This window comes from Lacrimispora sanguinis, from assembly GCF_044987295.1.
In the GTDB taxonomy this organism is placed as follows: domain Bacteria; phylum Bacillota; class Clostridia; order Lachnospirales; family Lachnospiraceae; genus Lacrimispora; species Lacrimispora celerecrescens_B.
This window is the reverse complement of sequence record NZ_CP173277.1, coordinates 3608262-3621307: the sequence shown is the minus strand read 5'-3', so window position 1 is coordinate 3621307 and position 13046 is coordinate 3608262. Positions and strand designations below refer to the sequence as shown.

Below are 13046 nucleotides of genomic sequence, written 5' to 3'. Positions count from 1 at the left end.
TGATTATATTATTTGATATCACTGAACCCCTTAGACGCTGCTATCTTTAGAATTTACTTAAAAGGTAACTGGCTATTGTACTTATATCTTTATTGTTTCCGGAATCATTTATTTCCTGGTTCAGCTCATTGTCATTTGTAAACGATCCATCTGACTCTTGCAAGTAAACGGCGGCCAATGGTTCTCCAGACGCCCCGTCATAGTTGTCTTCAACAATTATGATTATATCCTTTAATCCATCCTTATTTACATCCTGAAATGAAACTGCTTTTACATCTACGCTATAAGGAAGAACTGCATTGAAATTATAAAGAATATCTCCTTCTCCATTGGTTAAATAAAACTCTACAGGTATATGGTTTCCACCGGTTAATTTTCCTGATACGAATTTAACATTGCCCCATGAATTTAAATCCACCATAAAAGTTTGATCTTTGGTAAGTTCAAAACCATTCATATTTTTAAGATTATATGGAGTAAATTCAAACGTACCTTCGGGAAGGCGCATAACTGTATCTTCGGATTTCTCTGTTATTGTAATCGTTGCCTCGATGGTATTATCAGGTTTCAATAAAAGTTCAACAGTTCCCTTGTTTTCCCTCGAATCATTTACAAGCTGGCACTCTGCTGTATCATTTATAACAGTTCCTTCAAATTCTGCGTTGTCCATATTATATGCCGGGGCACTGCCTACTGCACTGATCTCCCCTTGGATTTTTCCATCTCCAATTTCCGAAATTAAAATAGATACGCCACCATTATCAGGGAAACCGGAATCAGTAGTTCTAACCCATGTCTTTTTAAGATATTGTTTATAGTCAATATTATTTATTGCTGCAGCCGTTGTATCCGCTGTAGTTGTCGTTATAGGCATACTCTCTTCTTGGGATTCTGACGAAACACTATTTTCTGCAGAAGTTTCCAAGGACGTATTATCATTTTGTTGCAGATTATTGGTAGAAGCATTTTTCCCACAACCTGCAAGAAGGAGACAGGTTGTTATAATTGTAAACAGCATCTTTTTATTCATAATTACCTCCGATGGCAGTTCTGTTTGGCTTTGTTGATAAACATTGGTTCCAATTACATTTGATTACCTGACATGCGATTCCTGTATAATATTTTCTAAAATCACCTGACCAGATATGTTTCACATAATTATTAGATATCATTGTTTCATATGGATCAAGATACGTAAAAAAATCTTTATCTCTTTTCACTAATAAGACCCAGTGACTATTCCTAAGACCAAACTCTTCTTCATTACCAGTCATCATTACCATAACGGGAGACTTTTTCAGAGAATCCTTCCATTCATCATCATAGAAAGACATTCTGAAGTTGATATTATTTTTAGTAAAATACTTAAATATGTCTTCAGGGTAAGTCCCACATTTCATATCATCATTATCATATCCTTTTTCTTCTGGTGAAACATTAAAGTTTAATTCTTTAGCAAGCTTCTCAAAATTATCGTGACCAGCGATCTGGTGATATTTTAATAACATAGAAAGGCAGGCAATTCCACATGCAGATTCCGGATAAAAATTTTGATCATTTTGGCTGATAAAATAATTTTTATACAAGTTATTTTTTCTCCTCTCTATTACAACCTGTTCTTAACCTCATTTTTTATATACGCCTGGCAGTCTGAGTGGTACTGCCATCATGAATAGTCAAATGATGATAAATACCATCATTTGAAAATTTAACTGTCACAGATAAGCTGCGAAGGAAAAATTCAGTATCGGAAACCGCATACATTTCAAGTTTCATTGATCCTGGAAGTTCAAGGAATAACCGCTGATTTTTCATCAGAACCTTTGCAGACATTTCCGGATTATCTTCCAGCCGGTACTCGCCAACATATTTGTTTAAAAACTCAGAGTCTAATGTTTTTGCCATTTGAAATTCTGGCACTTTTGCGATCTCATATGGTTCATCAAATAGTATATTCTCAATTGCATGTAAAATAGATTGTTCAAAGTCAAAGTCCTGTTCTTTGTTTCTTAAAAATATAACCGTAGAATCATGATCAATGTATCTTTTAAAGTATGTGGTATAACCTGGCCAACCACCACTATGCCATACAGATCTTCCCCTTTTCTTATCATTCTCTAAAATCCATCCCAGTCCATATTTAAATTGACTATCAAGTCTCGGGGAAGATGGAGAATAGGCTTCCTTCAATAAAGTGTCATCAATCAGTGTCTCATCCCTCAATGCCCGGTCTAGGAGATATAAATCGTCAACGGTGGAATGAAGCGCACCATCACCCACGATTCCATCAAGATAAACAACAAATTCTGTTTCAGTAAATTCATCTGGCAAAACATATTTACCTTTGTAAACATCAAACACATAACCATAGGCATAATTATCCAAAACCTTTCCAGTTAATCTTTGACAGAATACTTCTGTGTCCTGCATTCCGACAGGTAAAAATATATTTGTTTTCATATAATCTGCAAACGAATGCCCCGAAACTTTTTCAATGATGAGAGCAAGCATTACATAACCTGTATTGCTGTATTCCATATGATCATTCGGCTCAAATAGCCGTTCCGGCTGATACTTAATGAGTAGCTCTAACAAATCCCGGTTCACCGCTATTTGTGATTTATCCCAGTGATGTTCAAATAACTCTAAATAATCGGGCAGTCCTGAAGTGTGATTCAATAATTGTCTTACTGTAGCCCCTTTATAAGGTATATTAGGTAACCACTTTTCTATAGGGTCATCAAGAGAAAGTTTATGATCCTGTACCAATAACAATATACCCAAAGCAGTCACGGGCTTTGATACTGATGCTAAGTTAAATATTGAATTTATTTTTAACTTTCGTTTTGAATCGAGTTCAGCCTCGCCAAAAGCTCCCTTATATAATAGTTCACCGTCTTGAGCCACTAAGACAGTACCATTCATCAATCGTTTTGTTTGAATTTCTGTAAATAATTTATTTAGTATTTCTCTTTTTTCATTCATGATATAATTTTCCTTTTAACACTTATCTTGATAATTCTTCTTCAACTATTAAATTGAGTTTTGCTAAAATGTCTCGTAATTGTATCATATCTTCCATTTTCATGCGAGAATAAAAGCGATTCACGATTTCCCTGTTAATATCTTCTTCTTTTGAATAGTATTGGTGCCCTCTCTCATCTAACTGCACAATTATCTCTCTTCTATTATCAGGATTAATTGTCCTTAATAGATATTTCTCTTTTTCTAATTTGGAGACAATCTGGCTAACAGCACTTGAAGTTACATTCATCGCTTCAGCCAGTTGGCTTATAGATAATTGAGATTCTTTCTTCACCAAATCCATTATTATCATTTGTTTGGATGACAGATCCTCATTAAATAAGGATTGACGCTCTTTCATCAAACGAGCATTCATGGAATAAGTTATCTCATTAATTTCTGTAACCAAATGGAACAATTCATTTTCATTCTGATGATCTGTTTTCGGAACCAAAGCTTTACCCTTCCTTTATTTAAGTTGCCTTAACTATAAAGTTTCCTAACGTATTTGTCAAGCAATATTGTAAGATTATCAATAAAATGGAGATATCATGCTTAATAGTATTTTCCAAGCAAAAAGCCTCCGCTTATAAAGTCGATTTTGTCTGCGACTTCCTGCGGGGGCCTATGTTTAACTAACAGATAAATATTCGTTTTTTAAGATGCTCATTATAACAATGTCATGCCAATCTCCGGCACGATAGAACGCCTGACGTAATACTCCTTCATGCATAAATCCCATTTTCTCGTAGAGTTTAATTGCTCTTTTATTAAACGAGAACACGTTTAAGAATACCCGATGTAAGTTAAGTTCGCTAAAAGCATACACAAGTATTAGAGAAAGAGCCGCTTTACCAATGCCTTTTCCCCACATATCTTTTGCTCCAATATCAATAATACATTCAGCAGAGCGGTTTTTGTAATCAATATTACTTAGAGAGACAATGCCTACCGCTTGATTCGTCTCCTTATGCTCAATGATATAGCTTTTTGCATTAGACTGAGAAATTATTGATGTGATGAATTCTTCTGTATCCTTTAATGTGTAAATGTCTAGCAGGGGGCTGGTGGTATACATGACTTCTACGTCATTTCGCCAACTATGATAAATATTGTAATCATCAAGTGATAATTTTCTTAGTTTTATGATTTCGTTTTCAAACATTGAATGATCCTCCTTAAGATAGAATGCGCTCAATCATCATATTCAGTAAATCAATCCTTTTAGAAAGATTAATACCGGAGCAAAATTGATTATATTGCTGCAACATGATTCCATCAATCATTGCTATAAGTAATTCAGAAAAAGTGTTTACATCAATTGTATCTCTAAATTCTCCCGCTTCGATTCCCATATGAATGAATAATTGAATCACATTTGCTAGCTTTTCATGCCTTTCTTTTAAATATGGAAATTCAGAAGTATTATGGGAAAGGAAAAATTCTGACTTTGCACGTACTAAATTCCTATCTGAATCTTGTACTGACAATACTGTTTTTTGAATCCAATCTTTTAATTGCGGAAATAAGGGTTCCTTGGGATCAGGACTTAAAGCTGATTCGATGTTTAAAAAATCATCATATTTTAACGCGGCCAGAAAAACAGTGTCAATGTTTTCAAAATGAGCATATAAACCCCCCCGCGATATTTGGACTTCATCCATAATATCTTTCATCGTGGCATTGGAATAACCTTTCTTAGCAAAAACATTAACCGCTGCTATCGCTATTTTATTTTTTCGTGCTTCCAGATATTTTTCGCTTACCTGCGGCATTAAAATCATCCTTTTTCTTAAAATAGACATATATGTCTATTTTATTATAGGATTGGAAAATGAATTTGTCAATACTGTTACTAAATTATCTTTTTGTTGGTATATACGAGATTGTCAATTACCTCTAAATTATCCAGGTAAAAAATGAGATACCGTTTTTACGGTATCTCATAGCTTTTAATTTTATTCCATTGTATCTCTTTGCTCCATATCAGTAATCAAAGAAACATTATTATATTTTTAAGTCACTGTTAGTCCGGACATATACTCTGCTTAAAGTGGAATATATTTTCCGGGTCGTATTTGCATTTAATTTGCATAAGTTCCTGATAATTGGTACCATAATATGCCTTGGGCCAGTCTTTGATAAAAACATCAGGCCAATTGACGTAGGTTCCATTTACATATTTTAACATGGCTCTTCTTAGACTTTCTACCCAATGTATGTTTGGCTCTTTTTCTTTATCAGCTTTCCAGCGTGTTATATACTGCATGATATAGTTTGCATCACGATGGAAATAGGCCGTTCCATCTGGAGGAACCTCCCTGACTGCCCCTGCCAGGCTCTGAAATTGAACTGAGTTATCTTTATTGGGGGAAGTTTCCATAAAGCAAAGCAGGGTATCTATTGCCTCATCAGGTAAACTATGATACACGAAAGCTCCAGTGTTTTTAAATTTATGAGGGCCCAGACCACCATCAAATTTTATTACTGCTTCAATATATGATATTGTCTGAATATCTATCTGAATTGGATTGCCTGCGGAAATTAATGGTTTAAGTAAGCATTTCAGTTGGTCTTCATTACCTAAAAATTCACCGGCTGAAGAAATACGGCCATCTTTTTTGGTAAACAGGTCTATAATTGATGTCAAACGTTCATCAACAAACGGAGCCCATGCCTGCCATGCCTTGATGACTTCTCTGGAATCCGACCAATTCCAGGTAATATTATAAACGGCAACATCTGAAATCGGGTGAACTTTAAAGGTAAATGATGTTACTATCCCAAAGTTTCCGCCCCCACCTCCACGTAAGGCCCAAAAGAGATCGGGATTCGTACATCGGTCGGCGCATACTACTTCTCCCTTTGCATTGACCATCTGGACGGCTATTAAGTTATCACAAAGCAGGCCCATCTCCCTAGTCAGCATTCCAAATCCCCCTCCTAGTGTAAGTCCGGCAATGCCAACCGTTGGACATGTTCCTCCCGGAATCGTAACACCACTATTCCATAAGCATTCGTAAATTGGCAGAAGGGCAGCCCCGGCACCGATCGTTGCTTCCATATTGGTTTCATCAAAAATGATTTTATCTATCTCGCTTACATCTATGACAATTCCATCATTTAATATTGAAAAAGCTTCATAACTGTGCCCTCCACTGCGGGCACGTATTGAAATACAATTCTCTCTAGTCCATTTTACCGCATTCATTACATCCTGGGTATCCTGGCAGTATATAATAGCCAGGGGATACTTTGAGAACCTCGTATTATAATCCTTACGGGCAATCTCATAACATGGATCATCTGGGAAAACAATTCGGCCGGTAAGCTTTGTCATTTTGATCCTTTGCCTCCAATAGCTTTTTAAACATTATATATAACATATGCCTTCTGTCTTGACTTTAATATTTTTAAATGGATTACATGCTTATTTCTTTTATAAAGCTCTTTAAATGATCATGAGAGATTTTCAAGCTTTCATAGTTGTCCTTCATGGCAGCTTTCATAATTAGCTTATCCAATCCTTTCAGTTTATCTATTCTGGCTTCACCGCCAAAATCCTTTACGACAACTGCACTTTTAAGAAGTGCTTCCGGAAAGTTTTTGGACAAATATTCATTTGTTTGTTCTGGAACGCCACAGCAGATAAATATTCCCACTCTTTTCCTGCTCAACACATTTACGTTTTCAATGCAAAACGCACGCAATTTCTTTGAAATCGCACCGATATAAATGGAGCTCCCTAAAATGACCGTATCAAAGCGTTCTATGAGAAGCGTTTTGGGGTTGATTTCGTTTATGTTAGCAAGTTCTACAGTACCAGGCAATCCAGATTTTAAGAGCATTGCACAATCCGCTGTGCATCCATATTTACTTGAATAAATGATAATAGTATTCACTGCCTAATTCCTCCCATTAAAATATCTACAAAATCATCTACATGCTTGTGAAAATTATCAAGCAGGTACAATTGGCTTCCAAAGGAACTCAATACAAAGCCAAGTGATGCACTTACAATCATCCATGAATTATTCTCAATTCCAGGCTTAAAGACTTTTTGTGTAATTCCGTTAGAAACTAAATGATCAAGCATATCTATTCCAGGATTGGTTGGCTTTCCTATGCTATCATTAGCAAATATGACATTAATACCGCTATGCATAACCGCTTTTACCATTTCCGGTTCACTGCATAGCCCCTTGATGAATACACACAAACTATCATGGACTTGTTTATCTACTGGAGATGCTGCCTCCTTATTTAAAACAGCAACTACGTCTCCCATAACTTTATTATAAAGTTGGTCTGACATATCTGTAATAATTTCAGCTTTATCTTTATAGTAAAGATAGATGGTAGTCGGAGAATACTCTATTTTGGCAGCTATTTTTCTTATTGATAATTTCTCGTACCCCTCCTGTTCAATAACCTCAATGGCGGCATCCATTATTTTCTTTTTCATCTCTTCTTTTTCAACATCACGCCGTTCCTTTATTCCCATACCAGCCCTCCACTTAACAGTGTTAACTTAATTTACACTGTAATTATATATGGGAAACTATGCGATGTCAATATAGTAGTAAAAGTAGTATGTTTTTGTGAATCTGTAAAAGAATTTGATATGCACTCCGGGCAACAGTATATACCGGTTTTAGATCTTGTATTATAACAAGTACAGAAGCGCAATTTCAATTTTAAAAACCTTCAACTTACAGCAAAAATTTGCGTAAGTTGAAGGTTTTTAAAATTGAACCAAGTTATTAGCAAATTACTTCTTTAACCTCGAAACTCAATGAGTTCGCCGTCAGGGCCTTGAAAAACAACTCTTTTCCAGCCTTTTTCCTGTAATGTCCTGGGCTCGGGAATATGTGGCTCAGTCACAACCGGGACTCCTGCGTTCTTAAGCCTTTGATAATCTGAATCAAAATCATCGCTAATGAGGCAGAAATGATACCCCTGATTCTCCTTCTCATTTGTCCAGTGTTCAAACTCTAACACGGTATCGCCTAGCTGAAGATAAACAACTTTTTCAAGATTTGGTACTCCAGGAACATCGTGTTCAAAATACTTTTTAAATCCAAAGTTTTTTTCATAAAAGTCGATCGACTTTTGTCTGTCCTTTACTGAAAATGCAACATGGTCTATTCGTGTAAACATGAAACTATACCTCCTTCGTTCAATCTAGATTTTATATAATTATGGTTTAATCCTTTTTGCTTGTTTCGATTTTAATCTGCAGCACAACCCAGTTGTCAGAACTGGTATTATTAAATCCATGTGTTTCACCATTTGGCGAGAAAATTATATCCTTTTCTTTCACAAGTACTTCTTCATTGTTTATAGTAATGGTACCTTCACCAGAAATTACATAAAAGACTTCATCGATATCTGAATGCTTATGATCAGGTGTTATTTGTCCTGGGGCATATAGTAAAAGTCCTGTATCTAACTGACCTTCTTTGAAAATCGCCTTACGCGCACTTTTTTCAGCTGCAAAATCCAGGATATCGTTAATATTAATTTTTTCCATTTTTAACTCCTATCTATTTAAAATAGTATTCAGCAATGTGCATCCGCTTAAATCAAAATCAACTGATTTAAATGGTACTGCTGTATCATCACTATAATATCGTTACAAACTTTTTGCAAGAAGGCACTATTTTGTGGTATACTAACCAAATAGTAAGTAAACACAATAGTTGATAGGAGTGATAATAATGCCGTGTGATAAATTATGCCCTATTGAGCATACCGTCAATTTGATCGGGCACAAATGGAAGGTACTTATTCTGAGAAATCTGTTCAATAACGTTACACAAAGATTTATTGAACTCAGTAAAGGAATCAACGGAATAAGTCAGAAGATGCTGACACAACAACTTCGTCAGCTGGAAGCCGATGGAATAATTTATAGAAAGGTTTATCCAGAGGTGCCACCAAAGGTGGAATATTCTCTTACGGAGCTTGGAACATCTTTAAGCCCGATTATGGAAGAAATGAATCGATGGGGAATCGAGCATCTAAAACAGAGTGATCTGAATAAACAAAATAAAGAGTGATTTAAATTACATCATTAAAATTGTCTTTATAGAAAAAAGGAATGCCGGCGTATGCGCTACACTGGCATTCCTTTCTATATTTTCTGCTTTAAAAAATCTATAATACAACGGAAAAGTAAATCTACCGCTTTTTGTCCCTCTTTGAAAAATTATTAAAACCTCTTTTTTCTTTCAATGTTCCATCGGCTGTCATTCGATACTTTTTCTTTGTTGATGAAACACGATCTATGGAAGCTGTATGCAATGATTCTCTCTTTGACGATACACCCGATTTTTGTGAGGTAGTCTGGGATATTGGTTTGTCTTGAGATTTTGCTGTTTTTGCTTTATCCCTTCTTGGCTGAACAACCTTTACCGCCGGAAAGTTGTTCATTAATGGGTAGGGATGATCCTTTATTTCTATTAATCTCTTCCCTATCAATTTTTCAATATCATTAAGTTGCCCTTTTTCATCAAAATCACAAAAGGATATTGCTGTTCCGCCGAGTCCCGCCCTGCCTGTCCGTCCAATACGATGCACATACGTCTCTGGTATATCTGGCAGGTCGTAATTAATAACATGAGTTAGTTCATCTATATCTATTCCTCTTGCCGCGATATCTGTTGCAAGCAATATTCGCAATGTTTTGTTTTTAAAGTTGTTTAATGCAGTCTGACGCGCACCTTGTGATTTATCCCCATGAATTGCCTTCGCAATTACACCACTCCTTGATAATTGCTTCATGAGACGATCTGCCCCGTGTTTGGTACGTGTAAATACCAGGGCTGAAGCGATGTTCTCATCTTTTAAAATGTGCAAAAGCAAATCCTTCTTATTACATTTATCAACAAAATACAAATACTGTTCAATGGTATCCACCGTAGATGATACCGGAGTGATTTCTATTTTCTCAGGCGTCTTCAAAATCGTACTCGCCAGCTTTGCGATGTCCGGGGGCATGGTAGCGGAAAAAAGTAATGTTTGCCTTTTTAAAGGTGTCTTGGCAATGATCCTTTTAACATCATGGATAAATCCCATATCCAGCATGCGGTCGGCTTCGTCCAAAATTAATATTTTAATATGTTCAATATTTATAATATTTTGATCGATTAAGGCCAATAGTCTTCCTGGTGTTGCCACCAGTATATCTACCCCCTGCTTTAAGCTTTCCTCCTGAGGCTTTTGAGATACTCCCCCAAAGACTACACAAGATTTTAATTTGGTGTATTTCCCATAAGTATTAAAACTTTCATAAATTTGCAGAGCCAACTCTCTGGTCGGTGTTACGATCAGAGCCCTTATATTTTGTTTTGCCCGATGAGGCACTTTTTCTTCGCTGAGCAGCTGAAGCGTTGGTATAGCAAATGCAGCTGTTTTTCCGGTGCCTGTCTGTGCACAACCAAGTAAATCCCTGCCGCTTAATATAACTGGTATTGCCTCTTCCTGTATCGGTGTAGGAACATCGTAATTTTCCTTTTCCAAAGCCTTAATAATATCAGGCATAATATTCAATTCTTTAAATTGCATAAATTCTCCTTTTAATCTGTATTATTTAAATCTATCTCTTTTCTTACGCTTGACCAAGCCATTCAATTAGAACGGCATGATCGGCTAACTTCTAATTATTTCGATTTTTACCTCCCCACTCACACAATTCTTCCAAAACGGGTAATAGAGTTTCTGCTTTACCTGTCAGACTGTACTCTACTTTAGGAGGGATTTGAGGATACTCTTTCCGCTTCACCAGTCCATCCGCTTCTAATTCTTTTAATTGAGAGCTCAATACTTTAAAAGTAATAGTACCTAATTGTCTTTTCAGTTCATTAAAGCGAACTGTTTGGTTTTCGGCTAAAAGGTATATAATAACCATTTTCCATTTACCACCGATCACTGACATCGTATAACCAAAAGGTGTATCCTGTATATTTTTAACTTCACCATTAAAATCAGCCATACCCATATTTACATACACTATCCTTTCGAATAGTACCTATCAATATAGTGCGTACTATTCTTTTATTTTAGCTTAGTATATACTAAGCTTACTTTAAAGTAAAGGAGAGATAATAATGACTAATATTAATACCTACAATCACGGTCTACCATGGGAAGACGAACACGGCATCGCCCAGGGCTACTGCGTTAACGGCACTCTATATATATCGGGTCAATTCTCCCATGATATGCAGGGCACGTTTGTTGGAGAGGGCGATATCGAGGCACAGACAATACAAACGCTGGAAAATCTTGACCGGGTACTGGCAGGATTTGGCGCTGAGAGGTCGAACATCGCTGAGATGGAGATTTTTCTGACTGACCCACAAGAACATTTCGAAAAATGCATTCGTATTTTCAAGGAGTATGTGGGTGATCATCGACCGGCCGGCACCCTGGTCGGAGTGTCAGGTATGGCGTTTCCTGGCCAGCTGATTGAAATTCGTGCTGTAGCACATATTAGCTAAACCGTTCACAGGGTTACAATGCCAGGAGACCAGGCATCGAGTGAATCAGAAAAAATGAACCGCTCCCTTACTTTTTGACAGGGAGCAGTTCATGTTACGCCTCTGTTATTTATAACTCGGATTAAAAATCCTAAAGCTACCGGTGAAACGGTTAACCATTAGCCACAGGATTATCAGCTCCCCCATGCTCTTTACCGAATTCAGGATCACGGATACGGCCAACGATTATGATTGCAACGATGAAAATAGTAAATGTAAACACAAATGGCAAGCGACGGTCAATACTTGATAACCAGCCAGCAAAATAGCCAAAAGGTGATGCAAAAGCTATGGTAAAGGACATTATCAAAGCATTAATACGAGCCCGCTCCTTCGGATTAATAGTAAGCTGGAGCAAGGCATCTTTACGAGGCATTACAAGGGCGCTGGCTACTGCCGCAACAAAGACATAAATAATAATAAACGGCATACCACCGATCGGAGTCAGGATCAGAAGAATCGAGCATGCAGCATACAATACCAGGCCGATCCACATCGGAATACGGAACTTTACAGATTCCAAGCGGTGCTGTACTCCAATCATGAAAATCAACATCACGGCCGCATTCAAAATAGGGAAAAAAGCCAGATAACGATCTGCGATACCTAACCTTTGGGTTACATACAAGCTAAAGAAGTTAGTACTGACAAGATTCGTGATATGTAATATTACAGAGATCATAAGCACTTTCATAATCTCTTTATCCATTAGTATTTTGGGTATCAGATCCTTGTACTCATATAACATCTGGAAAACAGAGGTATCTTTCGTCTCTGTCATACGGATCGTTCCCTGCCGGGTTTCATCACAATACTTAAAGGTAACAATCACCTTAATCAGCATATTCACAGCAAAAACAAAATATAAAATACGGACAACCGGAACCACGGTAAAGGAATTTATCAACAATCCTGAAATTGGTGCAAAAAAGATTGCAACCAATCCGCCTATGTTCACCCAGGTATATATTCCTAATAGATCCTTGGAATCTGCATCTTCAATCAATAAACAATACCATGCTGTCTGGTTAATCTGCTCAAAACTGTTAAATAAAACTGCAATTAAAAAGAACCAAAAGTTACCCGAAACAGACCATATCAGGCAGGCAACGCACCAACCAAAGAAATCACCCATCATGGTTGTAAATTTGCGCCCAAACTTATCGGTTATAATACCACCGAAGAAGGAAAAAAATACCTGGACAAACATTGCAATCGATAGAATCAGTCCGATTTGAACGTCCGTTATTCCCTGCGTGTACATATATAGAGTAGCAAAAGGTGCGATCAAGTTATACGGGATACCCCAGAGCGGTTCCATTAAAATTAGAGTTCTTGGATTTCCTTTGTTATTTTTTAATAATTCAATTAATGGGTGTTTCCGCAGAGTTTTTATTTTTTGTACTGTATTCACTGGTTTCTCCATTCTACGACTGTTACTATCTTCATGACGGTTCAGTCAATTTCTAAGGAAGAGGC

Annotated in this window: 16 protein-coding genes; 2 read left to right on the top strand and 14 right to left on the bottom strand. The window is 36.7% G+C overall.

Annotated features, from left to right (window positions below):
• Positions 1–46 precede the first annotated feature (46 nt).
• From ACHZES_RS16870 to ACHZES_RS16820, 11 genes are all read right to left on the bottom strand, one after another.
• On the bottom strand, positions 47–1030 hold the full coding sequence (locus tag ACHZES_RS16870; RefSeq protein ID WP_395547054.1) for a hypothetical protein: 984 nt from the start codon (positions 1028–1030) through the stop codon (positions 47–49).
• On the bottom strand, positions 1023–1586 hold the full coding sequence (locus ACHZES_RS16865) for a C39 family peptidase (RefSeq protein WP_395547055.1): 564 nt from the start codon (positions 1584–1586) through the stop codon (positions 1023–1025). Before ACHZES_RS16865 ends, ACHZES_RS16870 begins: the two co-directional genes overlap by 8 nt.
• Positions 1587–1632: 46 nt before the next feature.
• The gene (locus ACHZES_RS16860) at positions 1633–2985 is read right to left on the bottom strand and encodes a serine hydrolase (RefSeq protein WP_395547056.1); all 1353 of its coding nucleotides are present in this window, start codon (positions 2983–2985) and stop codon (positions 1633–1635) included.
• A gap of 22 nt (positions 2986–3007) precedes the next feature.
• Complete coding sequence (locus ACHZES_RS16855) at positions 3008–3478, bottom strand: MarR family winged helix-turn-helix transcriptional regulator (RefSeq protein WP_395547057.1); 471 nt, start codon at positions 3476–3478, stop codon at positions 3008–3010.
• A 177-nt stretch (positions 3479–3655) separates the two neighbouring features.
• Positions 3656–4189, bottom strand: coding sequence for a GNAT family N-acetyltransferase (locus tag ACHZES_RS16850; protein WP_395547058.1), 534 nt, complete (start codon positions 4187–4189; stop codon positions 3656–3658).
• Between the two features lie 13 nt (positions 4190–4202).
• The gene (locus tag ACHZES_RS16845) at positions 4203–4829 is read right to left on the bottom strand and encodes a TetR/AcrR family transcriptional regulator (protein WP_404820250.1); all 627 of its coding nucleotides are present in this window, start codon (positions 4827–4829) and stop codon (positions 4203–4205) included.
• A 221-nt stretch (positions 4830–5050) separates the two neighbouring features.
• Positions 5051–6364 carry an FAD-binding oxidoreductase gene (locus tag ACHZES_RS16840; protein WP_395547060.1) on the bottom strand — a complete coding sequence of 438 codons (1314 nt, stop codon included), beginning with the start codon at positions 6362–6364 and terminating at the stop codon, positions 5051–5053.
• A gap of 82 nt (positions 6365–6446) precedes the next feature.
• Complete coding sequence (locus ACHZES_RS16835; RefSeq protein WP_353655264.1) at positions 6447–6926, bottom strand: flavodoxin domain-containing protein; 480 nt, start codon at positions 6924–6926, stop codon at positions 6447–6449.
• Positions 6923–7528: a TetR/AcrR family transcriptional regulator gene (locus ACHZES_RS16830; RefSeq protein WP_038277453.1), complete on the bottom strand. Its 606-nt coding sequence runs from the start codon at positions 7526–7528 to the stop codon at positions 6923–6925. The genes ACHZES_RS16835 and ACHZES_RS16830 overlap by 4 nt, the downstream gene beginning before the upstream one ends.
• A gap of 275 nt (positions 7529–7803) precedes the next feature.
• Positions 7804–8184 (bottom strand): VOC family protein, encoded by a 381-nt coding sequence (locus ACHZES_RS16825; RefSeq protein ID WP_038277452.1) that lies wholly within the window; start codon positions 8182–8184, stop codon positions 7804–7806.
• 46 nt (positions 8185–8230) lie between these two features.
• Entirely contained in the window at positions 8231–8557 is a 327-nt protein-coding gene (locus ACHZES_RS16820) for a cupin domain-containing protein (protein ID WP_395547061.1), read from the bottom strand.
• 187 nt (positions 8558–8744) lie between these two features.
• Here ACHZES_RS16820 and ACHZES_RS16815 point away from each other — a divergent pair, with 187 nt between their 5' ends.
• Positions 8745–9086 (top strand): winged helix-turn-helix transcriptional regulator, encoded by a 342-nt coding sequence (locus tag ACHZES_RS16815; protein WP_395547062.1) that lies wholly within the window; start codon positions 8745–8747, stop codon positions 9084–9086.
• Between the two features lie 121 nt (positions 9087–9207).
• On the opposite strand, the gene ACHZES_RS16810 is transcribed toward ACHZES_RS16815, so the two are convergent.
• Entirely contained in the window at positions 9208–10593 is a 1386-nt protein-coding gene (locus ACHZES_RS16810; RefSeq protein ID WP_038277449.1) for a DEAD/DEAH box helicase, read from the bottom strand.
• Between the two features lie 91 nt (positions 10594–10684).
• Entirely contained in the window at positions 10685–11026 is a 342-nt protein-coding gene (locus tag ACHZES_RS16805) for a helix-turn-helix domain-containing protein (RefSeq protein WP_038277448.1), read from the bottom strand.
• Between the two features lie 109 nt (positions 11027–11135).
• Here ACHZES_RS16805 and ACHZES_RS16800 point away from each other — a divergent pair, with 109 nt between their 5' ends.
• Entirely contained in the window at positions 11136–11528 is a 393-nt protein-coding gene (locus ACHZES_RS16800; RefSeq protein WP_395547063.1) for a RidA family protein, read from the top strand.
• 151 nt (positions 11529–11679) lie between these two features.
• On the opposite strand, the gene ACHZES_RS16795 is transcribed toward ACHZES_RS16800, so the two are convergent.
• Entirely contained in the window at positions 11680–12981 is a 1302-nt protein-coding gene (locus ACHZES_RS16795; RefSeq protein ID WP_395547064.1) for an MFS transporter, read from the bottom strand.
• Between the last annotated feature and the right edge of the window lie 65 nt (positions 12982–13046).

What these genes read in the sequence shown, in the direction of transcription:
- ACHZES_RS16825 (WP_038277452.1), bottom strand. Translation starts at nt 8,184, where the DNA reads ATGTTTACACGAATAGACCATGTTGCATTTTCAGTAAAGGACAGACAA.
- ACHZES_RS16870 (WP_395547054.1), bottom strand. Translation starts at nt 1,030, where the DNA reads ATGAATAAAAAGATGCTGTTTACAATTATAACAACCTGTCTCCTTCTT.
- ACHZES_RS16850 (WP_395547058.1), bottom strand. Translation starts at nt 4,189, where the DNA reads ATGTTTGAAAACGAAATCATAAAACTAAGAAAATTATCACTTGATGAT.
- ACHZES_RS16840 (WP_395547060.1), bottom strand. Translation starts at nt 6,364, where the DNA reads ATGACAAAGCTTACCGGCCGAATTGTTTTCCCAGATGATCCATGTTAT.
- ACHZES_RS16815 (WP_395547062.1), top strand. Translation starts at nt 8,745, where the DNA reads ATGCCGTGTGATAAATTATGCCCTATTGAGCATACCGTCAATTTGATC.
- ACHZES_RS16845 (WP_404820250.1), bottom strand. Translation starts at nt 4,829, where the DNA reads ATGTCTATTTTAAGAAAAAGGATGATTTTAATGCCGCAGGTAAGCGAA.
- ACHZES_RS16800 (WP_395547063.1), top strand. Translation starts at nt 11,136, where the DNA reads ATGACTAATATTAATACCTACAATCACGGTCTACCATGGGAAGACGAA.
- ACHZES_RS16805 (WP_038277448.1), bottom strand. Translation starts at nt 11,026, where the DNA reads ATGGGTATGGCTGATTTTAATGGTGAAGTTAAAAATATACAGGATACA.
- ACHZES_RS16830 (WP_038277453.1), bottom strand. Translation starts at nt 7,528, where the DNA reads ATGGGAATAAAGGAACGGCGTGATGTTGAAAAAGAAGAGATGAAAAAG.
- ACHZES_RS16810 (WP_038277449.1), bottom strand. Translation starts at nt 10,593, where the DNA reads ATGCAATTTAAAGAATTGAATATTATGCCTGATATTATTAAGGCTTTG.
- ACHZES_RS16820 (WP_395547061.1), bottom strand. Translation starts at nt 8,557, where the DNA reads ATGGAAAAAATTAATATTAACGATATCCTGGATTTTGCAGCTGAAAAA.
- ACHZES_RS16860 (WP_395547056.1), bottom strand. Translation starts at nt 2,985, where the DNA reads ATGAATGAAAAAAGAGAAATACTAAATAAATTATTTACAGAAATTCAA.